Raw genomic sequence first — 22,955 nt, forward strand, 5'->3', positions numbered from 1 at the left:
ACGATGGTAAAGACGACTTTAATGCGACTAAAGGGGAGGGATCTGTACTTGCGTACATGAACTTGCAATCATTACTCGTTGCGCGTGACAATTTAAGGCAGTCTGCGGCTGATTTACTAGCATTGCGTCTAGGCCTCAATTTTGTTGATGATACATCACTCAACACCTCTGACGTAGTGTTTATCGGCCATTCACTTGGCTCAGTAGTTGCTCCTGCTTTTGTTGCTCAAGCAAATGCACCTTTTGATAGCCAAGTTGATGGCTTGTTTAAAATCAATAGTGTCGCACTCGCTAGCGGTGGTGGTGGGATAGCTAGCTTTTTATTAGAATCGGCGAGTTTTGGCCCATTTGTGCAAGGCTCTGTATTGCTATCAGCTGGGACGTCTGAATCAGCTGAGTTTCAAACTTATAGAGAGGGTCCTGCTGTATCAAACTGTGGTGAAGCAGCGCCAACGAACGAGAGTATTTCATGTGGTTATGGCGAATATTACACTTCGTTAAATGCAGCTGGTGAAATGACTAAGCTTGCTAAGATTCAAGGTATTTTGAGTCAGTTCTCATTTGCAGCACAGACGGCTCTTGATAGCGGCGATCCAACAAACTATGCATCAGCTATAAAAGCGCTTGGCACACCTGTTTATATGAATGTGGTTGTAGGTGATGGTGAAGCTAATGGCAATAAACCAGATCAAGTGATCCCACCAATGACTGCAAATAACCCAATTGCAGGCTCACTGCCTCTTGCTAACTTAATGGGCTTAACGACAGTAACCCAGACGCAAACGCCTACTGAGGATGGTATGAGCTATTTAGTTAAATTTACCAAAGGGCATCACAGCTCAGTGCTTAGCCCAGATCCTGATGCAGGTGCAACGGCTGAAGAAAGCGCAGCCACGACAACTGAAATGCAATTACAGATTGCGACTTATTTGGTCACCCGAGGGAGAGCGTTATCTATTCAAAATACTGAGATTGTCACTGACTAACTTTCTAGAGTATTAAAATAAATGAAAAGCCACTGAAAAGTGGCTTTTTTTTGTTTCAATGGTAAATTAGACGAAATTTTTGTTTGGAGAATACGATTGGAATTTCTATATGAGTACGGGCTGTTTCTAGCTAAAACGGCGACGTTTGTGATTGCCGTTGCAGCAGTAATATTAATTAGTGTCGCTGCAGCGATAAAGCCTAAAAGTAAAAAAGGTGAGATTGAGATTGATGATATTTCTGAGCAGTTAGATGATTTGAAAAATGATTTTATTGCAAGCACCTTATCTAAAAAAGCATTAAAAGCGCACCATAAAGCCCAAAAGAATGATGCTAAAAAAAGCACTGATGAACAGTCGAAACCACGATTATATGTACTTGATTTTAATGGTAGTATGGATGCTCATGAAGTCGATAGCTTACGTGAAGAAATTACCGCAATTGTTGCAATTGCCGATCCTAAGCAAGACAAAGTGTTGGTTAGGTTAGAAAGTGGTGGCGGGGTGGTTCATGGCTATGGACTTGCTGCTTCCCAGCTACAACGCATTAAAAATAGAGGTATTCACCTTACGGTTGCGATTGATAAAGTTGCTGCCAGTGGTGGTTACATGATGGCCTGTGTCGCTGATGAAATTGTTGCCGCACCGTTTGCTATCGTTGGCTCTATTGGTGTGATAGCACAAATTCCAAATTTTAATAAAATTCTGAAGAAAAACGATGTTGATTTTGAACAAATCACTGCGGGTGAGTTTAAACGTACCTTAACTTTATTTGGTGAAAATACAGATAAAGCACGGGAGAAGTTTAAAGAAGAAATAGAGCAAACTCATGACTTATTCAAACAGTTTGTTAGCAGTCAACGGCCAAGTTTAGATATTAACTTAGTGGCAACAGGTGAGCACTGGTTTGCGACTCAAGCGCTTGAAAAAGGTCTAGTCGATACTATAGAAACCAGTGATGACACATTACTTAAGTATCAAGATGAGCGACAAATATATAAAATTAAATATAAAGTTAAAAAGAGCTTAAGCGACAAGCTTGCTATCGGGTTGAGTAACACTGTTAACAAAACCGGTATATCATTATTGTCTCGTTTAAAAGGGCTAAACCCATAAAGGTTTCCGTTATTAAATGATAAAAAAACCCGCAAATTTGCGGGGTTTTTTCATTTATACACGGACAACTTTAGTCAGTTGATTTGTGATAATCCTCTAAGTCTTTGGCTGCATTTGGGTCGTTAAATACGGCCTCATCTAGTTCACCTTCAGATTTAGCAACCACACATGTCACCATACAATCGCCTGTGACATTGACCGCCGTACGAGTCATATCAAGTAACCTATCAACGCCAATAATGATGGCAATGCCCTCAACAGGTAAACCAACTTGATTCAGGACCATGGCAAGCATGATCAAGCCTACACCAGGGACACCAGCGGTGCCTACAGACGCTAAAGTGGCGGTTAAAATTACCATTAAGTAATCTGAAATCGTTAAATCAACACTGAATACTTGTGCAATAAATACCGTAGCCACACCTTGCATGATTGCTGTACCGTCCATGTTAATAGTGGCACCGAGTGGAATTGTAAATGACGCAACTGAATTTTTTGCCCCTAATTTTTTAGTGGCTGTTTCAAGTGTAATAGGCATTGTTGCACTTGAGCTTGAAGTGCTAAATGCGAATAAACAGGCATGTTTCATTTTTTTCAAAAAGATAATCGGGTTTAATCCGGTTAAAAACTTTAACAGTAAGGTGTAATTAATGAAGGCATGGAAAAATAGCGCAGCCACCACAACACCAAAATATTTAGCTAAGCTGACTATCAAGTTCAACTCGATAGTAGTGAATAGCTTCGCCATTAAGCAGAACACCCCATAAGGAGCCACATTCATTAATAAGGTAACTAGCTTTAAGATCACGGTGTTTAAATCTTCAAAAACAACCGCTACTCGTTTACCAGCACTGCCGCCAAGAGCCATTGCAATACCAAATAGCAATGCGAATACAATTACTTGTAACATATTGCCGCTTGCCATGGCATCAATTGGATTGGTTGGGAACATGCCAATGATTACTTGTGCAAGAGTTGGTGCTTCTTTTGCGCTATAAGTCGCTTCAGAAGGTAAGTTAATCCCTTCCCCTGGATTAACTAATAATGCCAAGGTAATCGCAACCGTAATTGCAATTGCGGTAGTAATAAGATAGAGAACGATTGATTTACCGCCTAAACGGCCTAATTTTTTCGGATCACTTAAGCTACATGTACCACAAACAAGTGATACAAATACCAGTGGTACAACTAACATTTTCAAACTGGCGATAAATATTTGTCCACCAATATGAAATAAACCATCTACAAAAAAGCCCTTAATTGGCAAAGAGAATAATCCAAGTGGGATTAGAAAATCGTCTTCGCCAGCTAATATAGCTTGGAATATGAAGCCTACAGCAACCCCCAGAAACATACCTATCATGATACGGGTGGTTAAACTCATTGAACGGATTTTTGACATAGTAACAATCTATTTTTTATAAATTTGCCATAGCCTACCAGCATGCAGATTTTTATACAGAAAAAATCGCTAAATATGAAAAAAAATATTGTTGAAAAAAACCATAAAAAAGTAATAAAAGTTGTGATTTTAAAGCTTGATATAGGTTAATATTGGGTAAATTTTATATTTAAATAATTAATTACAAACGCTAGGGAGAGGGCAATGCCTTTAATGCGATGGCTCAGTGTCATACTGTTGAGTTTTTTTATCACCGCGTGTGGTGGCGGTGGAACACTTGAAAAGGACGGTGGAACAATTGGCGGTGATGAGACTGGTGGAGACAATGTTGAACAAACAATTCAAGTTGAACTTAATTTTGACGCTCGAATAGTTACAGCAGATAATCCGCTAGAGATAGTTGCGACTGTGACCGACAGTGATGGGCAGCCTATTGTTCGTCAGGAGGTAAGTTTTACCACAACACTCGGCTCTTTTATACCTGCAACAGGTAGTGCGTTGACAAACGCGAATGGTGTTGCAACCATTGAACTTAGCGCTGGTAGTGTTGAAGGAGCTGGGACCATTGTTGCCAGCTACGAAGATGCAACAAGTAAGCTCGGTTTTTATACCGCAGGGGATGAGCCTCAATCTAATGACTCTGCTGCAAATATTGATATTAAAATCTTACAAAACTGCCCAGATAGTTGGTTAAATATTGATAGAGATTCTATAGAACTTGATCCATCAGATTGTTCACAAAATAGTAATCTACTTGGGCAGCAAGCGATTGTATACGCAAAAATCACAAAACCTGGCAGTAATACGCCAGCAAGTAATGTACTGGTTCAAGCGACAACAACGCTAGGTATTTTATTACCTGAAAGTTTAACGGCTAAAACGGATGCGTTTGGTGTTGCTATTTTGAATTTATTGCCTGGTAGCAGCTCAGGTGTTGGTCAAGTTGAATTAACCGCTCAAGGTGGTGTTGCGAGTGCTTTATTTGAAATTAACGCTGTTCAAGTAAATGTAAATTTAAACGCGGGTATTGCTACTGGAGATGTGTTGTCTGCAGGTTCTACTACTATTATTACAGCTCAGATTGTAGATGGCAGCAATAACTTATTCACAACTCCACTTGAAGTACAATTTACCTCAGCATGCGCAGAAGAATCTACTCCTAGAGCCACTATCGATAGTGTGGTAACTAGCATTGGTGGTACGGCAAGCGCAACTTATAAAGCTGATGGTTGTAATGGTATTGATACGATTACAGCAACCGTGGTCACCGGTGGTAACGTTGCCACTAAAACAATTAATATCAATGTAGCAGCGGCTCAAACGGGTTCAATCGCGTTTATGGGTGTGACCAATCAAGTGTTAGCTATTAAAGGAGCTGGCGGTCAGACTCTCACTGAAAATTCAGAGCTCACCTTTAAGCTTTTAGATATTAATGGTAACCCTGTTGGTCAAAAGCAGATTGATTTTGCTCTTTCGCAAAACCCCGGCGGCGCTTTGCTAGATAGTGCATTTCAGTTTACCAATAATGAAGGTTTAGTTACTGTAAATGTCCGCTCAGGAAGAGCCGCAGGTGTTTTATCTGTTATTGCATCACATCAAGTTGAGGCTGGCGACACATCACAAAATAATGTGATTTCTATCGTGTCAAATGACATAACCATTACCACTGGTGTGCCAGATCAAGACAGTTTTACGCTTGCAGTACAAACACTTAATACAGAATCATTAAATGAAGCCGGGGTGACTACAGACTTAACTGTATTTGCAGCGGATCACTTTAATAATTTTGTTCCTGATAACACGGCAATTTATATTGCCAGTGAAGGTGGTGCAGTTGGCACAATAGATGATCAACAATTTACACCTTTGTTACTTTGTCGCACCATAGATGGTGTGTGTAAAGCGCAGTGGCGCAGCCAAAATCCAATACCTTATCATTACAGCATTTATAAAAACTCTGTGGCTGATAAGTGCGACCGTTTTTTTGGTCAAGCAGCACCTTGTACATTAGGTATCAGAGAGTCACAACTAGACGCAAACGGTAACCTAATTACCTATCTTGATAGTAGTGGTAACCCAATATCACTTGCGGATGCGCCAAGTAATGCGCCAATAGATTATCCATTAGGTGGTCGTGTAAGCTTGCTAGCATACTCAGTGGGTGAAGAATCATTTAATGATGTATCTGCTAACGGTGAATTTAATCAAAACGAGTTTGATTCTACATTACAAGATTTACCTGAAGCATTTATAGATTTTAATGAAAACGGTATTTTTGACGGAAATTTACCCGCACCTGCAAACCCAGTAGATTCTAATGGCGGTGAAGATGAGTGGTATGTGGAGCGCTCTGGTGCACTAAATAATGGTAAGTTTGATGCCGGCGATGGCATTTACAATGGTTTGTTATGTAGTGACGAGGCCCTTGCTGCAAATGCATGTACGCGTGAAACAGTAAATGTACGCGATCGTTCAGAGTTAGTTATGTCTGGAAGTACACCTTACATTAGAGCTGTAACCGCTCTAAATGATTGTAGTTTAACTGATGGTATTCGCTTAGAAGCTTCCGATATGGCGGGTATGTGTGACATAAACCTTATTGATATTAGCAATTCCACACCTTATAGCGCGATTTCAGTGACTATTTTCTTCAGCGATATTCATAACAATCCATTGCCTGCAGGTACTACAGTTACTGTCACTGCCGATAATGGTGTGTTAAGAGGGCTAACAGATTACACTGTGGTTAATACTGCCCAACAAGTGCCTATCTCTGTTTCGGTAAATATTACTAAAGAGGCTGAGCCAAATGATGTTGATTCTGGCTTTTTATACATCGAGTTTGAGACCCCTGGTGGGGTGAAAACTCAATATACCGTGATGTCTATTTTAGACGAGCCTAAAGTTTAAAATTAATAAAGCATAGAAAATGCCAACCATAAGGTTGGCATTTTTGTTGCTATTCTATATATTCCACTGCAAATACCTTAAAACACCGTTTTGTCTAAATTAACGACAATAATTGTTTAATTATTCATTAAAAGCAGAAAAGTTTGTATTAAAAGCTTGTAACAATTGGTGTTTGTAGATATACCTATAAATATTCGCGCCCGTAAATGGGCAAAACACATTTAAAATACTTGGTTAGAAATAGGCAACTATGGGCAAATCGCTAGTAATTGTAGAGTCTCCTGCTAAGGCTAAAACAATTAATAAATATTTAGGAAACGATTTTATCGTCAAGTCCTCTATTGGGCATGTACGAGATCTTCCTACCTCCGGTTCAGGCAAAACCAAAACGGCTGCTGTAAAAACACCTGCAGAAGTACGTAAAATGGCACCAGAAGAAAAGGCCGCGTACAAAAAACAGCGTGATTATACAAATTTAGTAGCTCGAATGGGGATTGATCCAGATAAAGGCTGGGAGCCACATTACGAAGTATTACCAGGTAAAGAAAAAGTTGTTCAAGAATTACAAAAGCTCGCTGAAAACGCTGACCAAATCTATCTCGCAACGGATTTGGATAGGGAAGGAGAAGCGATTGCTTGGCACCTGCAAGAAATTATCGGTGGAGAGCCAGAAAAGTATAAGCGTGTCGTATTCAATGAGATAACTAAAAATGCCATTCAGGCCGCCTTTGAGGCCCCTGGTGAGCTGAATACCGACATGGTCTATGCCCAGCAGACTCGTCGCTTTTTAGATCGTGTTGTAGGCTTTATGGTATCGCCATTATTGTGGCAAAAAGTTGCCCGTGGTTTATCCGCTGGACGAGTACAGTCTGTTGCAGTACGTTTGTTAGTTGAGCGCGAGCGTGAAATTAAAGCGTTTATTCCTGAAGAGTTCTGGGATATTCATGCCGATGTGAAAAATACCGAGTCGGCACTTCGTTTAGAGGTGTTCAAGCAAGGTGATAAAGCCTTTAAGCCAGTCAATGAAGCGCAAGCTATGGCAGCTACTGCATCTTTAGAGCAAGCTGAATATAAAGTTGTTAGTGTTGAGGAAAAGCCAAGTAAAAGTCGTCCTAGTGCGCCACTAATTACTTCAACAATGCAACAAGCTGCGAGTACGCGTTTAGGCTATGGCGTTAAAAAGACCATGATGTTAGCGCAACGTTTGTATGAAGCAGGTTATATCACCTATATGCGAACTGACTCAACCAACTTGTCGAAAGATGCAGTTGCAATGTGTCGCGAGTATGTTTCGCAGCAGTTTGGTGATAAGTATTTACCAAAAGAAGCTATTAGTTATAGTTCAAAAGGCAATGCACAAGAGGCGCATGAGGCGATCCGTCCTTCAAGTGTTACTGTATTATCTGGTCACCTAGATGGCGTAGACCCGGATGCTAAAAAGCTTTATGAATTAATTTGGCGTCAATTTGTTGCGTGTCAAATGGTCCCTGCTGAATATGACTTAACAACATTAACTGTTACTGCCGCCGATTTCCAATTAAGAGCCAAAGGACGGGTGTTACGTTTTGATGGTTGGACTAAAGTACAACCAGCAGTTCGAAAAAAGAACGAAGAAGATCAATCACTACCAGCTATTAAAGAAGGCGAGATATTAAGCCTTGTTGAACTTGATCCAAAACAGCATTTTACTAAGCCGCCAGCACGCTTTAGTGAAGCGAGTTTAGTAAAAGAACTTGAAAAACGTGGTATTGGTCGTCCATCTACCTATGCATCAATTATTTCAACGATACAAGATCGTGGATATGTCCGTGTTGAAAACCGTCGTTTCTTTGCAGAAAAAATGGGTGAAATTGTCACCGATCGTTTAGTTGAGAACTTTACTGATCTGATGAACTTTGACTTTACTGCAAAAATGGAAGGCCGGTTAGATGATATCGCTGAAGGTGAGCGTGTCTGGACACAGGTACTTGACAAGTTTTACGCTGATTTTTCTACACAACTGACTTTAGCCAGTGGTGAAGAAGATGAAGGTGGGATGCGTAAAAATGAAATGGTCGAAACTGATATTGACTGTCCAACATGTGGCAGAAAAATGGGTATTCGAACAGCCTCTACTGGCGTTTTCTTAGGCTGTACAGGCTATAATTTACCGCCAAAAGAACGTTGTACTACCACTATGAACTTAGTGTCAGGTGATGAAGCGGTTGCCGCTGACGTTGAAGATGTCGAAACCGAAACATTGATGCAAATGAAGCGTTGCCCAATTTGTGAAACGGCAATGGATTCATACCTGATAGATGAAACTCGTAAATTACATGTTTGTGGTAATAACCCTGCTTGTAAGGGTTATGTCGTTGAGCAGGGCACGTTTAAAATTAAAGGCTATGATGGCCCTATCATTGAATGTGATAAATGCTCATCAGATATGCAGCTTAAATCAGGGCGCTTTGGTAAATACTTTGGCTGTAGTAATGATGAGTGTAAAAACACCCGTAAATTACTGCGTAACGGCGAAGCAGCGCCACCAAAAGAAGACCCTGTTCAGTTACCAGAGTTAGAGTGTGAAAAATCTGATGCATACTTTGTGCTACGTGACGGCGCTGCAGGTATTTTCTTAGCAGCGAATACCTTCCCTAAATCACGTGAAACTCGTGCCCCTAAAGTGGAAGAGTTACAGCGTTTTAGAGATCGTATTTCACCTAAGTTTTATTATCTAGCTGATGCACCAGTAAAAGATCCTGATGGTAACTTAGCAATTGTTCGTTATAGCCGTAAGAATAAAGAACAATATGTAATGACTGAGGTTGACGGTAAAGCAACAGGCTGGACTGCACATTTCAATGCAGGAAAATGGGTTGAAGAGGCAAAGAAGAAAGCCGCACCTAAGAAAAAACCAGCCGCTAAAAAGGCAACAGTCAAGAAAGCCGCACCTAAAAAAGCCGCTGCAAAAACAAAAAAGGACGCTGAGTAGAATACTAAGCTCTGAAAACAAAAAAACCGGAATGCACACCCTTGTGTCAATTCCGGTTTTTTTATATCAAAAATTATGCCTTTAGAGGCATTTTTGACGTTAGATTTTTACGTCAGTGACTTTTTTATAGCCTTCTGATTCAAGTTCATCATTTACGCACTTTAGTACGTATGGTTTAAGCTCTTCATTGCTGATGTCGTCGTCTTTAGCCCAGTTTAAACACATCTCAGTGTATTCTTTAATTGTTTCGGCGGAAGCTTCAACAGCATCGTCAGCAACAGCAAAAGTTGCATAAACTGCAAATAATGGCGCTACGATAAGCGCTAGCAATGCTTTTTTCATTCGTGTATTCCTAAAAAATGTAGTGACTGCTGTTTTATATTCAAAAACAACAGTGATCCAATCAAGCAACATGCTGTTGGTAAGTGATTCTTAAACGAAATGACAATAAAAGATAACGAAATATTTTTATCGTAAAGACAAATATAATGTAATAAGAGACGGTAAAATAATGAGAAACTTATGTTAATCAATGCTATCTTACGCCAGCTATCAATTTAGGAATAATTATGTCTCAAAGCCAACTACCTGACACCACACCTCGTGTTGCATCTAAACTAGAACAGTTTGTTGAAAGCTTTATTTTTCGAGCCCGCTGGCTACTAGCTCCCTTTTTTATAGGCTTACTCGTTGCAATTGTACTGTTACTTTTGAAGTTTTTTAAATACCTGTATCAAATGGCGATAAATACATTTAGCGCTACTAATGAGCAACTACTGGTGGGTATTTTGACCTTGGTTGATACCGCATTACTGGCAGGATTATTATTAATAATTATTTTTAGTGGCTATGAAAATTTTGTTTCTAAATTAAATATTGGTAATCATGAAGATCGCCCTGCATGGATGGGTAAAGTAGGTTTTTCTGGTCTTAAAATGAAATTGATCAGCGCAATTGTTGCCATTTCTGCAGTCGAACTGTTAAAGGTGTTTATAAGCTCTACTAGTCACTCAAGTGATGAATTGATGTGGAAAGTAATAATTCATGTTACTTTTGTGATATCAGGTGTGCTATTTGCTCTCACTGATTTTATAAATAGCAAAACTCACAATCATTAAATAGCAGATAACGCAACGCTATCTGCCTATATGTTTTGTTATTTAAAGATACTCAACCACATAGCCTTTAAACTCGGTTCTTTTGCGTACATATTCATACCCATTTTAAAAATACGAGCGGCAAATATACGTAAGTAATAAAAACAGCCAATACTGAGAAGCAGGGATAAGAGTGCTTGCCAAATTGGTATTTCAACTAATGACATGCGCACCGGCATAACCGCAAATGCCGTGATCGGCAAGTAACTAAGCACGATTGTTAAAACACTGTTTGGTGCATCGATAACAAAAAATGCAATCACGATAGGTGCCAATGGCAGCATCATTAAGGCACTTTTACTACTGTGATTAGGATCATCAATACCCGCTGCGATCGCAGCCATAAATGCAGCGCAGATGCCAAGACCTACAATCGCATAGGCTAACAACCAAGGCAGTAATGACCAATTAATAAAGTCTAAATTGAGGGCTTGTTGTTTAATGATAACGGTAAAAAATAGCATCGATAAAATAATCGATAGCAAGGTGCCAATCATGGTTTTTACTGCAAGTAATATTTGCCCAAGTAGCTTACCATCTATCCATGTTTGTGGTGTCATGGTGGCTAGCAATTGCTCCGTTACGCGGTTTTGCTTTTCACCGGTAATACTGACAAAGAGTTGGCTAAAGATCCCAAACATCGCAACAAATAATAATATCAGTACCCCAAATGCTGTGTATGTTTGACTACGATCAGCTTGATTTTTCAAAAGCTCGTCAAGTACCCTATGTTCAATTGAAATATTTTTCGTCAATCCTAGTCGTTGTTGCTCGCTTAAGCCTAAGCTATCAAATTGAGCTTGTTGCAATTGCGCTCTAAGGAGCGATTGCAATGTTGTTTGCCATGCTGATTTTACAGCCGTTATTAACGTATATGAGTGAGTCGCTTGGTCAAACTTAAGTACGCCATCATAGCCAGTATCCTCAGCTAAATTTGCAATGATGGCAGTTAAATCATCATGTTTGGTAAACTTAAATTGTGTCGATGTAGGCTCTGTTTTGACGCTAAACTCGAGGTTGCTTGCTAAATGATAACCTTGTTCAAGTTGACTGTTTGCAGTGGCAAAAAAATAAATAACTCCAGCAATAGCGAGCATGATCAACTTCGAAATAATTTCTTGTTTTAATTTAAAAAAATGCAAGAACTCCCATTTTGCAACAATCCAGAGCTGTTGCTGTGTAAGCGATGATTTATTCATAGCGTCGTTCCTTGATCCAGTTTAGCGTTATGCTCAGCTACTGCGTGTAAATAAATTGCATGCAGTGACTGAGCTTTATTTTTGAGTTCACATATTTCCCCGATGCTGATTAACTGAGGAAGTAACTGGTTAAGTGATTGGTGTTGCTTTAGGGTGATAGTTAGTTGCTGTGCTTTTATTTGCTCAACACAATAATGTTCACATAGTTGCTCAAAGTAAGTTTGATTAATTGGATCGTTGAATACGACTTGAATACTATTATTTTGCGCGCTTTGAAGTATATTACTGAGTTTGCCGTATAAAACACTTTCACCTTGATTTAATAGCAATACCCGATCAGCAAGTTTTTCTACCATCGCCATTTGATGTGCACTTAAAATAACGGTCATGCCTTGCTGTTTTAATTGCGCTAAAAATTCAACAACTAATTCCTGATTAATAGGATCTAAGCCAGAAAATGGCTCATCTAAAATTACCCATTTGGGCTTATGTAAAATTGCAGTGATCAATTGGATTTTTTGTTGGTTCCCTTTAGAAAGTGATTTTAAGGGGTCATTCAAGCGTGCGGTTAAATTAAATTTAGCTAACCAATAGTCACAGCGCTGCGTAAATTCGCTATCTTTTACGCCGTGTAATGCTGCAAAAAATTGTAGATTTTGTTTTATTGTTTTTTCTGGATAGAGGCCTCGGTCTTCTGGTAGATAGCCCAGTAAATGTGCCGGAATAGATGAATACGCTTGTCTTGCATCATTGAGTTGAATAGAGCCACTATCTGGAGAGGAAAAACCAACGATCATTTTTACTAATGATGATTTCCCCGCACCATTGGGGCCAAGTAAAGCAAAAATCTCTCCTGGTTGCACATCAAATGACAGCTTATTCACCGCAGTAACCGTTTTATAGTGTTTTTCAAGGTTGTTAATAATTAACGACATGTGATCCCTACAATATTGTTTTTTTTGAGTTTAATCGGTTACAACCAAGAATGTAACTACTACCAGAGATGAAATTGTAAGCAAAGATTATGCAATAATTAAATAAGAAGTGTGCAGACACTGCAGTTAATACATATTTGCAAAGCTAATGCATTACAATCACAAGCAGATTAACTTTGTCTTGATGATAGTTAGGTATTTATTAATTTATTTTTCAAATACTTAACGATGAGCGCTGTAGTCTTACAGTTACTTTAGATGCGGTTCATGATGAAGCAAAACGACGGATAGTTTCGCTTTAATGAACGGTATGAGTTAGTCACTTAGGGTGCAAATCTTCGCCATTATAGGCATAATGAACGCGATATTTCGCGAGATTGGTGTAAGCAATGATAAAACAGTTTTTAGACGATCCAACTTTATTACTCAACGCCGTTGGTGAGGGAATATATGGCTTTGATTTAAGTGGTAATGCGGTATTTGTAAATCCCGCTGCTGAACGCATGACTGGATGGCATGCAGATGAGTTGCTGGGTAAAAAAATTCATCAGTACCATCATCATAGTCACGCTGACGGACGGCCATATCCAGCAGATGAATGCCAGATTTATTGCACTATGTTTGACGGCAAGCATCGCCATGTTAAAGATGAGGTATTTTGGCGTAAAGACGGCAGCTGTTTCGCGGTAGAATATACATCTACACCCGTTTATAAAAATAATCAGTTGATCGGCGCTGTCGCGATATTTCGCGATGTATCAAAACAACACCAGACAGAGCACGCACTGCGTGATGCTTTAGCGCAAGTGAATCACTTAAGTGAGCAATTAAAAGAGCAAAATAGCTATTTGATAGCAGAACTTAATGAAGATTGGCAAGAGTCTGGTTTGGTAGGCAAAAGCCACGTATTTCAAACCATGCTTGAGCAAATAAAACTTGTTAGCCCGACCGATAGCACGGTATTGATTTTAGGTGAAAACGGCACAGGAAAAGAATTAGTTGCTCGTAACTTACATCGCTTAAGTGGGCGCAGTGGGCAATCCTTTATTAAGGTTAATTGCGCCGCATTTACGCCAAGCTTACTTGAATCTGAGTTATTTGGTCATGAAAAGGGGGCTTTTACGGGGGCTAAGGAGCATCGTAAAGGACGTTTTGAGTTGGCTAATAATGGCACCATTTTTTTAGACGAAATTGGAGAGCTTGCTCTTGAAGCGCAAAGTAAGTTGTTACGGGTATTGCAAGAGCATGAATTTGAACGTGTTGGCAGTAGTCAAACACGTAAAGTTAATATTCGTGTAATTGCTGCGACTAATCGTGACCTATGGGCCATGGTGCAGTCAGGATGCTTTAGAATAGATTTATATTATCGACTAAATGTATTTCCAATCACAGTTCCACCACTGAAAGCGCGTAAAGAAGATATTCCATATTTGTGTAGTAATTTAATTGCGCAATTAAATAAACGTCTTGGTAAACAGCTCAAAGGACTCAGTGAAAAAGCCATAACACAGCTACAAGCTTATGATTGGCCGGGTAATATTCGTGAATTACAGAATGTACTAGAGCGAGAGGCTATTTTATCAAAGCAGTCTGTATTGCAGTTATCGCAACCACTTGATGCCAATGCTAGCGCTAACCTAAACACGGATCTGAGCCTTGACGAAGCGCAGAGACAGCATATCATCGCAGTATTAGAATTATCAAATTGGCAAATTTCTGGCAGTCAAGGCGCGGCAGTTAAATTAGGCATGCCGGAGAGTACGTTACGATCAAAAATGCGCAAGTTGATGATCCGTAAAAATCGTTAAATATCACGGCACTCGCTAAATGTCGCGATTTTAGCGAGTTTATTAAATAAAAATTCATTAATATTCAACTACTTAATTTAATTTCTATTTGGTCTGAAACTTGCAAACTTACGGGCCTAACCGTCACAGTAAGTAGTTATTATGAAATTTGATATTAAAGAAGAAGATATGATCATCAAGCCCTATAAGCATGAAGGGCCTATTTATATCCGTGAGCAAAAAGGATTTTTCCAGCGTATTCGCCTCAACCTTGGTTGGTTACTCATGCTTACATTCATTCTTATTCCTTGGATCCCATACAAAGGCCAGCAAGCGGTATTGCTAGATGTTGCGAGTCAAAAGTTTGCTATTTTTGGGCTGACCTTACTGCCCCAAGATTTTATGATCTTGGCGTTGTTATTTATGTTAGGTGCTTTTGCGTTGTTTTTTGTTACCAATTGGCTTGGCCGGGTATGGTGTGGATATACATGCCCACAAACAATTTGGATGCTGATGTTTTCATGGGTGGAGCAACGTATAGAGGGAACACGTAATCAACGTATAAAGTTAGATAAATCCGCGTGGACGTTATCAAAATGGCAGAAAAAAACAATCAAGCATAGCGCTTGGTTAATCATATCATTGTTTACAGCAACGTCATTTATGGCTTACTTTATTCCGGCTAAAAGCTTGTATGGGGATATGTTTACTCTGCAATGGTCGGGCATCACTAGTTTTTGGGTATTTTTGTTTGCCTTTTGTACTTATGGAAATGCCGGTTTCTTAAGAGAAAAAATGTGCACTATTGCTTGTCCATACTCACGGTTTCAGGCTGTAATGTTTGATAAAGATACATTACTTGTCACTTACGATAGTGCGCGTGGGGAAAGTCGTGGTCCACGTAAACGTAAGGCCGATCCTAAAGCGTTAGATTTAGGTGATTGCGTAGATTGCAATTTATGTGTGGAAGTGTGCCCGGCAGGGATTGATATTCGTAACGGCTTACAATATGAATGTATTAACTGTGGTTTATGTATCGATGCATGTGACGATACAATGGATAAGTTTGGCTATCAAAAAGGCTTGATCAAGTACGCAAGCGAAAAACAGATGGCTGGCGAGCAAACTAATCCATACCGGTTGAAACTGGTTGGTTATGGCGCACTCACGGTTTTATTAATGGTCAGTATGTTAGCGTGGTTAGTTCAACGCACGCCAATCGAAGTGTCAGTACTGCGTGATCGTAATGCATTATATCGAGTAAATTATGAGGGCTTAGTTGAAAACCCTTACACCTTGACAATAATTAATAAAACACAACAGTTACTGCATTACCGAGTAGCGATTACCGGTCTTGATGTGGCTAAGTTACAGAGCCCTCAACTTACAGCTGTCGAGCCTGGTCAAATGAAGCGCATCCCGGTCACTGTGGTTGCCGATGGCTATGATTTACCAAGTAAGCTCAATGAACTTGATTTTGTGATCACAGCCGAAGAAGATAGCAGTATTAATACATCAATAAGCAGTGTGTTTTATCGTAACTAAGTTATGCAGAGTGAAATTGAGCTGCATTATCGTTCATTGTTTGGTGAACAAAGGTTTTAGCTTGCACTAAACATTTAAACAGACGATGGCGAACATCCACGCTAAGGCCTGCATTTTGAATAATGCGTTGCATTTGATTGATTACGATAGCTGAATCAAAAATATAAGCGCTAGCAATACATCCATTACGAACCATGGCAGAGGCCAACACTGTAAGTTGTTGCTCTGCCTGAGGAGTTGCAGCCAACAAATTTTGAGAATCACTGATATATCCCCATGGTTTATTGGCAAGCTGACTAACCTGCTCAAATAAGCCATTGCTAAATGAGGTTACTAAACTGGCGTTAAGATTCCCGCAAAAATTAGCAATGATTATATTTTGCTCGCGGTGTAAACTAACCTGTCCATGTTTATTGCTAAATTTCAACGTGCTTCCTTGTAAGAAAATTTAAGAGCGCGAATTTTATACAATTAAAACGCGGAGTCTAGGTATTTTTTAATTTTTTATAAATTTGCATTAATTAATCAGTGAATAATATATAACCAGATTAAAAATGTCAGAATAGGGCCTAAATATAATTACCAATAGACCCTCGCAATAATTATTTTGTAAGCAGGTGATCTAATGCACCTTTAATTGCAGCCACCTGTGCTGTAATACATAGCTCATCTGTTGCCGTCGGACTATCTGGGTACACTTCTGTTGTGGTGACATACTGTGCATCTGTAAAGCCCATGCATAAACCGAGTTCTCGTGCTGCATAATTGATCACACCATGTTGTTCTAATGGCACTCCAATGAGTTGATTGTTTTCATCACTGGGGGCAATTTGAGTCACATTAGCAACAGTGTCAATAATCGCTTTTTGGAATTGCGGTTCAGGTTTATTGCTATCAGCGACAAGATAAAAACCATCAGGAATATTCCAATTAGTGTTCACTTTGCCATCACGAGCCGCAAGTGCAGGGCGAAACTCACTGTTGTCAGTGTCAGTTGTTTCATGCAGATCAATATGCGCTAATAAAGGTATATTTTGTGCTTTAATATAATTTATTAGTGCTGCTGACTCTGGTGCTGGGCTTGATGAATAAAACGAACGGTTTGGATCTATGGCTGCTGGGTTCCAGCGATTAATGGTTTCATATCCCCACGGGCTAATACAAGGAGCAACCAGTAAGTTAAACTCTTTAGCGTATTTCATACCTAGCGTTTTCATAAAATGTAATGCGCCATGAACACCGCTTGTTTCATAGCCATGTACGCCACCGGTGATCAATATGCTCGGTTTATTCGATGCCCACTGTTTTGATTTAATAATAAAAAGAGGGTAGCGAGTAGGATCAAAACTGAGCGCACCATATTGCTCAACCTCGAAATCATTATCCAGTTCGTTGATTAAAGTTACAACTTCAGATTGATAGCTACGTTTAATCGTTTGTAGGTTAAACCAGCACTGTTTATCTTTATCATTCCAAGGCGTGCCTTGAGTACCTATTGGATAGTTATTTTCGCTCATAGAACCTTCATTTATTACAATAAAGGTTTAGCTTATCGCTGTACTAACCTCACTGCAACTAGCTGCGACTAATACACAACTGTGAATTATATTTATAAGCTGTTTGAGGACTCATATAAATTGGCATTTTGGCGCTTATGGGCTTCAAATAAATAAGCCCTTAGATGTTCTTTCCCTTGATGAATATGAGTGATCTTGGCAGCCATGCCTCGCTTACTAAAGCGTACCGGTTTGATGTCGATAGTAATATTTTTTTTGTTTGGAAGGGTTAATTTTATCTGTTGCTCAATCGCTAAAGGAGCTTTTTGAGTCGTTGATTTTAGAAAAAGTCCAGTACTTGAGATTGATTCAACTTCAAAGTCTTGGCTCTGAATATTGAGGTTCCCGCCACGCCAACAGCGCTTTATTCCTTGTGTGTCGATGACCTCTGGTGCGCTTAATACAGGGGTTACAACGCCTGTTTTATCAATTCTTATTTCAAGTGGAAACCATAATTGATAATCGCCAACTTCAGCCAGTAGTGTTAATTTTGTATTATTTAGTAATTCAGCAATATTGGCAGGGATAGAGCTTTGTAATGTCAGTGTATGATTGTCCCTCAATTTTGAAGGAACCGTCACTTGGAAAAGATCTGATATAAAATTTAGTTCTTCATTGGTCATATCCATTTAGCATCTAATCCCATGCGGGCGATAATGTAGTTAATACCGTATTTTAAGTCGAGAGTTTATTCATACAATAATGTATAACGGCAGTGTAATAACATACTTGAGTTATTTAAGAAAATAAGCATATTGTGCGCCACAAAGTCGTCTTTTTGGATTGTTAAAATATATAAGAGCTAGCACTTTTATACACTGTCAGATGATAAATCTACCCCTATTTATTCTTACATGATAGTTTTTTGTTTGTTTAATAAACAGTGGCTAAGTTTTATTGCTAAAATAACGTAAATTACTGGACCTGATAAAGTTATTAAGGGTATTTTTAAATTGCGATTTCACTTTTATATTGTTTACATTAATCAACTACTCTTTACGAATTTTCTCACGCCGAATATTTGCATCTGCTTACATTCCTTTAAATTATTCTGGTGTACTTCCAAGTGCATGTTTTTATGCACACGTAATTAATGGGCAATGTATATGGACTATATTTTCTATCAACAATCAATAATTAACTTCATTGCACAATATGCTGGTAATTCTAAATCACAATTAACAGCGATGGTTGATGACACGCGCAGTATTTTAAGAGTTGATGCGTATAGGCTTTTTGAAAATATTCTTTTAAATTATCAACAATTGGGAGTAATTGAATATAGTAAAGTAGATTGCCTACTTAAAAGTGTTGCCGTGAATTTGAAAACTTCAAGTGAGTCTGAGTATTTTCTCGTTTCACAGTTAGCAACCTGGTGGCAAGAATGGCATTTCGCGCTATCGATGCGCGTAAAAACGAGTCAAAATAATGCTGTTATCGTGCAAAATAGTGATTACTCAACGCAAGATAATAAACCACTAACCCGCCAGCATGATTTGAGTGAGTACGTTAATTTATTTACGCAAGTGCCAATACCGTTGTGTAATGTATGTATGCTCACCGAGAATATAATCCGTATAAACCAACGTTTTGTAGATGTGTTCGGTTACACTATTGAGGATATTCCAACACTTAATGATTGGTGGCTTAATGCTTACCCAGATCCACATTATCTGATGTGGGTGCGACAAACGTGGCAACAAGCTCTTAGCTTTGCGTTAGAAAATGATACTGATATTGAACCACAAGTTTATTGTGTTACTTGTAAAGATGGCTCCCATATAATGATGGAAATTTCGGGAAGATATTTTAGGCACGAATTTTTAGCTATATTTAAGGATGTAACACAGCATTTAGCTGCTGAAGATACACTTCGAGACATGGCATTTTTAGACTCATTAACACAAATTGCCAATCGACGTTGTTTTGATGAGAAGTTGGCCAATGAACTTGAATTAATGAATAAAAAAATAAAGCCGTTATCAATGATCTTAATCGATATTGATTATTTTAAGCAATACAACGATAACTACGGTCATATTAAAGGCGATGAATGCTTGTATCAAATTGCACAATGTATTGCAGTGGCCACGATGAATCACGAAAAGGACTTTGTTGCCCGTTTTGGCGGTGAGGAATTTGTGGTGTTACTGCCAGAGGCTGATCCGAAAAAGGCTTTACATAGTGCATTACAAATCCAGCAAGCAGTTAATCAATTAGCTATTAAGCATGAATATACAGATATTGGCTATATAACACTAAGCATGGGCATTAAAACTTTGCATAATCCCCAAACTGGCGATTATATCTATTTTGCTGATGCGGCAGATAAAGCTTTGTACCAAGCAAAAAGACAAGGGCGTAATTGTATCGTTGTTAGTGAAGATTGATACAAAAAATCAGCTGAGCGCTACTAGGCATATTTGAAATAGCTGCGCTCAAGCACAGCTATAGTTCATCTGCGATTATTTTAAAATGGCCATTATCAATTCCTTTTAACGTATAGTCACCAATACGATAGCGGATTAAACGTAAAGTAGGGTGGCCAATATGTGCTGTCATTCTTCTTACTTGGCGATTACGTCCTTCGGTAAGGGTAATACTGAGCCAACTGGTTGGAATGTTTTTTCGCTCTCTAACGGGAGGATTACGTGGCCATAAAGTTGGCTCATCTATGCGTTTAACAACGGCTGGTAATGTTAATCCGTCTTTGAGCTCGACGCCTTGGCACAGTTGTTTAATTGCTGCATCAGTTGGTTCACCTTCAACTTGTGCCCAGTAAGTTTTACTGGTTTTTTTGTTTGGCGCTGTTAAAGTGTTTTGTAATTTCCCACAATTAGTGAGCAATAGCAGGCCCTCACTGTCTCTATCTAATCGTCCTGCAGCATATACATCTTTAATGGTAATAAAGTCAGCTAAGGTTTGTCTGTTTGCTTCATCAGTAAACTGGCACAGCACATCAAATGGTTTATTAAATAAGACAATTTTTCGCTCACTGGCGGCAATGGCTGGTTTTATCTCGCGCTTTATTGAGTTATTCACTTTTTTGGTTGTAATTGCACCGCGATTATAGCTACGGCCGCTATTTCGGCGTTTTGCTGTATTATTTGGTTTAGCTATTGTCATTGCTAGATGCACCGTGCGGGTTTTGGTAAGCCAGCAATTTTAGTTGCTTGCTTAGCTGGGCCTTTAGGAAAAAGAGTATACAGATAAATACTATTGCCTTTATCTTCACCCAGTGCTTTTGCCATTGCTTTAACTAACATTCTTATTGCTGGGCTGGTGTTGTACTCCAAATAAAAATTACGCACAAAATGAATCACTTCCCAGTGTTGGGAGGTTAATTCAATGTTTTCTTGCTCGGCAATAACGCAGGCTAATTGTTCACTCCATAACGAGTGATCAAGTAAGTAACCTTGTTTATCCGTGTCGATAATTTGATTATTAAATTCAAGCATGTATTACCACGTAATAGAGTGAGATGTTGCTAATGTTAGTGCGACAAAGTCGTCATAACTAAGCGAGTGATCGGGCTGATTGATTGTGATATCTCGTACCTTGGCGTCATCAGCAAGTATTAATAAGTGCGTTGCAAGCTGTCTAAATTGAGCAATCGCAAAGCATGCGTCACTTAATAATAATACTTTGTCTGCTGACTGGATCAGGTTAACTAATTGATCCGTGTTGTAATAGCCAAGTGGCTTGGAAAATATGTGTAAAGTGCTCATAAGTTCACTATGTGTTGTTGCTGGGCTATAAGTTGAGTTTGCTGCTGATAATTAAGCGCTTTTACTTCTACTAACAAGTTATGTTTATCAAGGCCATACTCGAGCAGAGACTTTTCACATACATAAATGTTTTCAACATCGTAAATTTCTAGCGTTCTGATGGTCTTAAAGTAGTTCTTTAAACCTATATGCTCAGGTTGTTGATGTTTTTTTAGGGCTAGTACCGCAGGGCCGCTAAATAACCAACTAATATTTTGCTCAACAGCAGCGAATATTAATGTCATATCTAATGCATCACGAATATGTAAATCATCGAAAGGACTATGGTGGCTTAAAACTAATACATTGATCATTTAAATTGCACCCATTTATCCGCATCACTGGCAAGCATTGCAAACTCAGCTAACCCTGCGACTGCAAAAACACCGGTATTATTTATATCAAGGCCACGCTTTTCGGCAGCAGTAACACACAACATAAGATGAATCCCTTGCTCATGTAATTGTTGCCATAAAGCATTAATCGCTAATTCATCAGCTGCCAAATCTAGTTGCTCGCTGGCATGAAAAACGCCGTTTTGATACAAAAAAATGGCATCAATGTTATGCCCTTGTGTTAAACATGCTTGTGCAAATTTCACCAAACGTTGCGTGGTATCATGATCCGATGGTGCGCTGTGCAGAGAAAGTACAAATCGTGCCAAAACTATTCCAATAAAAAAGCCCCTAAAGAGGGGCTATTTTAACAGAACTATTTAATTAGTCATTATTTGCGCCAAGCAGTGCAAGCAATGAAGTAAACAAGTTATATACACTTAAATATAAAGAGACTGTAGCGCGAATATAGTTTGTTTCGCCACCGTTGATGATGCGGCTTGTATCAAACAAGATTAAGCCAGACATGATCAATACAACCGCTGCATTTAATACCATAAACATTAGCGAGCTGCCGATGAAGATATTAACAATGCTGGCCACAATCACAACAATAAGGCCTACCGTTAAAAAACCGCCCATAAAAGAGAAGTCTTTTTTAGTATTTAGTGCATACGCAGACAAACCAAAGAAAATCAGTGCAGTTGATCCTAACGCTTGCATGATAAGCATTGGGCCATTTGGCATCGCTGCATAATGGTTAAGTAACGGACCAAGTCCCGCACCCATTAAACCCGTAAAAGCGAATACCCATGCAACGCCTGACGCGCTTTCGGCTTTTTTATTTACAACAAATAAAAGGCCAAATGAAATAAGAGTAAAAACTAACCCCATAAAATAAGGTAGTTGTAATGCCATTGAGATACCAGCCGTCACAGCACTAAATGCTAATGTCATGGCCAATAAGAAATAGGTGTTTTTAAGTACCTTGTTTGTTTCAATGGTCGACATAACCGGTCTAGCGGTATTGTACGAATGATTAAATGCCATTTTAGAGCTCCTTTAGAAACCTATTGTAAGTTCCGATAATTAAACTGAAGTTAGATTACCAAGACTTCTATATTTGGGCAAACCTTTGTAGTTCAATAGACCGATAATTAAAAAGAAAAGTTCAATTTAGTGTGAATTTTACTCAGTGGTGAGTTAAGAATATACAAATCAATGGTTTTTTAAGCACTTGAACACTTTTTTGAAAAAAAAGCTTCACAAAGAGCACTGCCTTCTCTATTATG

20 protein-coding genes and 1 pseudogene are annotated in these 22,955 nt (G+C 39.0%); 8 read left to right on the top strand and 13 right to left on the bottom strand.

Annotation, left to right across the window (positions count from 1 at the left end; translation table 11 throughout):
* Nucleotides 1-986, top strand: a pseudogene (locus H5200_RS08395) (lipase); the annotation flags it as partial.
* 96 nt (nt 987-1,082) lie between these two features.
* Nucleotides 1,083-2,099, top strand: coding sequence for a protease SohB (sohB, locus tag H5200_RS08400; RefSeq protein ID WP_182761305.1), 1,017 nt, complete (start codon nt 1,083-1,085; stop codon nt 2,097-2,099).
* Nucleotides 2,100-2,169: 70 nt separating this feature from the next.
* On the opposite strand, the gene H5200_RS08405 is transcribed toward sohB, so the two are convergent.
* Nucleotides 2,170-3,501: a dicarboxylate/amino acid:cation symporter gene (locus H5200_RS08405; RefSeq protein ID WP_149981035.1), complete on the bottom strand. Its 1,332-nt coding sequence runs from the start codon at nt 3,499-3,501 to the stop codon at nt 2,170-2,172.
* A 204-nt stretch (nt 3,502-3,705) separates the two neighbouring features.
* On the opposite strand from H5200_RS08405, the gene H5200_RS08410 reads away from it, so the two are divergent.
* Together H5200_RS08410 and topA are read left to right on the top strand one after the other, a co-directional pair.
* Complete coding sequence (locus H5200_RS08410) at nt 3,706-6,411, top strand: Ig-like domain-containing protein (protein ID WP_182761306.1); 2,706 nt, start codon at nt 3,706-3,708, stop codon at nt 6,409-6,411.
* A gap of 250 nt (nt 6,412-6,661) precedes the next feature.
* Nucleotides 6,662-9,382 (top strand): type I DNA topoisomerase, encoded by a 2,721-nt coding sequence (gene topA, locus H5200_RS08415; protein ID WP_182739243.1) that lies wholly within the window; start codon nt 6,662-6,664, stop codon nt 9,380-9,382.
* A 99-nt stretch (nt 9,383-9,481) separates the two neighbouring features.
* Here topA and H5200_RS08420 read toward each other — a convergent pair whose 3' ends face one another.
* Nucleotides 9,482-9,724, bottom strand: a complete 243-nt coding sequence (locus tag H5200_RS08420) for a hypothetical protein (protein ID WP_149981038.1) — start codon at nt 9,722-9,724, stop codon at nt 9,482-9,484.
* 227 nt (nt 9,725-9,951) lie between these two features.
* Here H5200_RS08420 and H5200_RS08425 point away from each other — a divergent pair, with 227 nt between their 5' ends.
* Entirely contained in the window at nt 9,952-10,500 is a 549-nt protein-coding gene (locus H5200_RS08425; RefSeq protein WP_145233766.1) for a TIGR00645 family protein, read from the top strand.
* A 38-nt stretch (nt 10,501-10,538) separates the two neighbouring features.
* Here H5200_RS08425 and H5200_RS08430 read toward each other — a convergent pair whose 3' ends face one another.
* Nucleotides 10,539-11,738 (bottom strand): ABC transporter permease, encoded by a 1,200-nt coding sequence (locus tag H5200_RS08430; protein WP_182761307.1) that lies wholly within the window; start codon nt 11,736-11,738, stop codon nt 10,539-10,541.
* On the bottom strand, nt 11,735-12,673 hold the full coding sequence (locus H5200_RS08435) for an ABC transporter ATP-binding protein (RefSeq protein ID WP_182761308.1): 939 nt from the start codon (nt 12,671-12,673) through the stop codon (nt 11,735-11,737). Before H5200_RS08435 ends, H5200_RS08430 begins: the two co-directional genes overlap by 4 nt.
* A gap of 389 nt (nt 12,674-13,062) precedes the next feature.
* On the opposite strand from H5200_RS08435, the gene H5200_RS08440 reads away from it, so the two are divergent.
* Both H5200_RS08440 and ccoG read left to right on the top strand, forming a co-directional pair.
* Nucleotides 13,063-14,481 (top strand): sigma-54-dependent Fis family transcriptional regulator, encoded by a 1,419-nt coding sequence (locus tag H5200_RS08440; protein WP_149981042.1) that lies wholly within the window; start codon nt 13,063-13,065, stop codon nt 14,479-14,481.
* Nucleotides 14,482-14,622: 141 nt separating this feature from the next.
* Nucleotides 14,623-16,005 carry a cytochrome c oxidase accessory protein CcoG gene (gene ccoG / locus H5200_RS08445; protein WP_182761309.1) on the top strand — a complete coding sequence of 461 codons (1,383 nt, stop codon included), beginning with the start codon at nt 14,623-14,625 and terminating at the stop codon, nt 16,003-16,005.
* A gap of 1 nt (nt 16,006) precedes the next feature.
* On the opposite strand, the gene H5200_RS08450 is transcribed toward ccoG, so the two are convergent.
* The 3 genes from H5200_RS08450 to H5200_RS08460 all read right to left on the bottom strand — a co-directional run bounded on the left by H5200_RS08450 (nt 16,007) and on the right by H5200_RS08460 (nt 18,190).
* The gene (locus H5200_RS08450; protein ID WP_182739246.1) at nt 16,007-16,432 is read right to left on the bottom strand and encodes a hypothetical protein; all 426 of its coding nucleotides are present in this window, start codon (nt 16,430-16,432) and stop codon (nt 16,007-16,009) included.
* Nucleotides 16,433-16,607: 175 nt separating this feature from the next.
* Entirely contained in the window at nt 16,608-17,522 is a 915-nt protein-coding gene (locus tag H5200_RS08455; protein WP_182739247.1) for a M14 family metallocarboxypeptidase, read from the bottom strand.
* 92 nt (nt 17,523-17,614) lie between these two features.
* Complete coding sequence (locus H5200_RS08460) at nt 17,615-18,190, bottom strand: hypothetical protein (RefSeq protein WP_182717882.1); 576 nt, start codon at nt 18,188-18,190, stop codon at nt 17,615-17,617.
* A 477-nt stretch (nt 18,191-18,667) separates the two neighbouring features.
* On the opposite strand from H5200_RS08460, the gene H5200_RS08465 reads away from it, so the two are divergent.
* Complete coding sequence (locus H5200_RS08465; RefSeq protein ID WP_182717881.1) at nt 18,668-19,951, top strand: sensor domain-containing diguanylate cyclase; 1,284 nt, start codon at nt 18,668-18,670, stop codon at nt 19,949-19,951.
* A gap of 58 nt (nt 19,952-20,009) precedes the next feature.
* On the opposite strand, the gene H5200_RS08470 is transcribed toward H5200_RS08465, so the two are convergent.
* The 6 genes from H5200_RS08470 to H5200_RS08495 are packed head-to-tail and all read right to left on the bottom strand — an operon-like array spanning nt 20,010 to nt 22,713.
* Complete coding sequence (locus H5200_RS08470) at nt 20,010-20,687, bottom strand: pseudouridine synthase (protein ID WP_182717880.1); 678 nt, start codon at nt 20,685-20,687, stop codon at nt 20,010-20,012.
* A 2-nt stretch (nt 20,688-20,689) separates the two neighbouring features.
* Nucleotides 20,690-21,019 carry a TusE/DsrC/DsvC family sulfur relay protein gene (locus H5200_RS08475; protein ID WP_145233784.1) on the bottom strand — a complete coding sequence of 110 codons (330 nt, stop codon included), beginning with the start codon at nt 21,017-21,019 and terminating at the stop codon, nt 20,690-20,692.
* Between the two features lie 3 nt (nt 21,020-21,022).
* Nucleotides 21,023-21,289 (bottom strand): DsrH/TusB family sulfur metabolism protein, encoded by a 267-nt coding sequence (locus tag H5200_RS08480; RefSeq protein ID WP_149981049.1) that lies wholly within the window; start codon nt 21,287-21,289, stop codon nt 21,023-21,025.
* Nucleotides 21,286-21,642 carry a sulfurtransferase complex subunit TusC gene (gene tusC / locus H5200_RS08485; protein ID WP_145233789.1) on the bottom strand — a complete coding sequence of 119 codons (357 nt, stop codon included), beginning with the start codon at nt 21,640-21,642 and terminating at the stop codon, nt 21,286-21,288. Before tusC ends, H5200_RS08480 begins: the two co-directional genes overlap by 4 nt.
* A complete protein-coding gene (gene tusD / locus H5200_RS08490) occupies nt 21,639-21,992 on the bottom strand; it encodes a sulfurtransferase complex subunit TusD (RefSeq protein ID WP_149981050.1) in 354 nt (117 codons plus the stop codon). Before tusD ends, tusC begins: the two co-directional genes overlap by 4 nt.
* Before the next feature lie 55 nt (nt 21,993-22,047).
* A complete protein-coding gene (locus tag H5200_RS08495) occupies nt 22,048-22,713 on the bottom strand; it encodes a Bax inhibitor-1/YccA family protein (RefSeq protein WP_145233793.1) in 666 nt (221 codons plus the stop codon).
* Between the last annotated feature and the right edge of the window lie 242 nt (nt 22,714-22,955).

It is taken from the genome of Pseudoalteromonas sp. SG43-7, from assembly GCF_014164295.1.
Classification (GTDB): Bacteria; Pseudomonadota; Gammaproteobacteria; order Enterobacterales; family Alteromonadaceae; genus Pseudoalteromonas; species Pseudoalteromonas rhizosphaerae.

What these genes read in the sequence shown, in the direction of transcription:
- H5200_RS08405 (WP_149981035.1), bottom strand. Translation starts at nt 3,501, where the DNA reads ATGTCAAAAATCCGTTCAATGAGTTTAACCACCCGTATCATGATAGGT.
- H5200_RS08410 (WP_182761306.1), top strand. Translation starts at nt 3,706, where the DNA reads ATGCCTTTAATGCGATGGCTCAGTGTCATACTGTTGAGTTTTTTTATC.
- topA (WP_182739243.1), top strand. Translation starts at nt 6,662, where the DNA reads ATGGGCAAATCGCTAGTAATTGTAGAGTCTCCTGCTAAGGCTAAAACA.
- H5200_RS08420 (WP_149981038.1), bottom strand. Translation starts at nt 9,724, where the DNA reads ATGAAAAAAGCATTGCTAGCGCTTATCGTAGCGCCATTATTTGCAGTT.
- H5200_RS08425 (WP_145233766.1), top strand. Translation starts at nt 9,952, where the DNA reads ATGTCTCAAAGCCAACTACCTGACACCACACCTCGTGTTGCATCTAAA.
- H5200_RS08430 (WP_182761307.1), bottom strand. Translation starts at nt 11,738, where the DNA reads ATGAATAAATCATCGCTTACACAGCAACAGCTCTGGATTGTTGCAAAA.
- H5200_RS08435 (WP_182761308.1), bottom strand. Translation starts at nt 12,673, where the DNA reads ATGTCGTTAATTATTAACAACCTTGAAAAACACTATAAAACGGTTACT.
- H5200_RS08440 (WP_149981042.1), top strand. Translation starts at nt 13,063, where the DNA reads ATGATAAAACAGTTTTTAGACGATCCAACTTTATTACTCAACGCCGTT.
- ccoG (WP_182761309.1), top strand. Translation starts at nt 14,623, where the DNA reads ATGAAATTTGATATTAAAGAAGAAGATATGATCATCAAGCCCTATAAG.
- H5200_RS08455 (WP_182739247.1), bottom strand. Translation starts at nt 17,522, where the DNA reads ATGAGCGAAAATAACTATCCAATAGGTACTCAAGGCACGCCTTGGAAT.
- H5200_RS08460 (WP_182717882.1), bottom strand. Translation starts at nt 18,190, where the DNA reads ATGGATATGACCAATGAAGAACTAAATTTTATATCAGATCTTTTCCAA.
- H5200_RS08465 (WP_182717881.1), top strand. Translation starts at nt 18,668, where the DNA reads ATGGACTATATTTTCTATCAACAATCAATAATTAACTTCATTGCACAA.
- H5200_RS08470 (WP_182717880.1), bottom strand. Translation starts at nt 20,687, where the DNA reads ATGACAATAGCTAAACCAAATAATACAGCAAAACGCCGAAATAGCGGC.
- H5200_RS08475 (WP_145233784.1), bottom strand. Translation starts at nt 21,019, where the DNA reads ATGCTTGAATTTAATAATCAAATTATCGACACGGATAAACAAGGTTAC.
- H5200_RS08480 (WP_149981049.1), bottom strand. Translation starts at nt 21,289, where the DNA reads ATGAGCACTTTACACATATTTTCCAAGCCACTTGGCTATTACAACACG.
- tusC (WP_145233789.1), bottom strand. Translation starts at nt 21,642, where the DNA reads ATGATCAATGTATTAGTTTTAAGCCACCATAGTCCTTTCGATGATTTA.
- H5200_RS08495 (WP_145233793.1), bottom strand. Translation starts at nt 22,713, where the DNA reads ATGGCATTTAATCATTCGTACAATACCGCTAGACCGGTTATGTCGACC.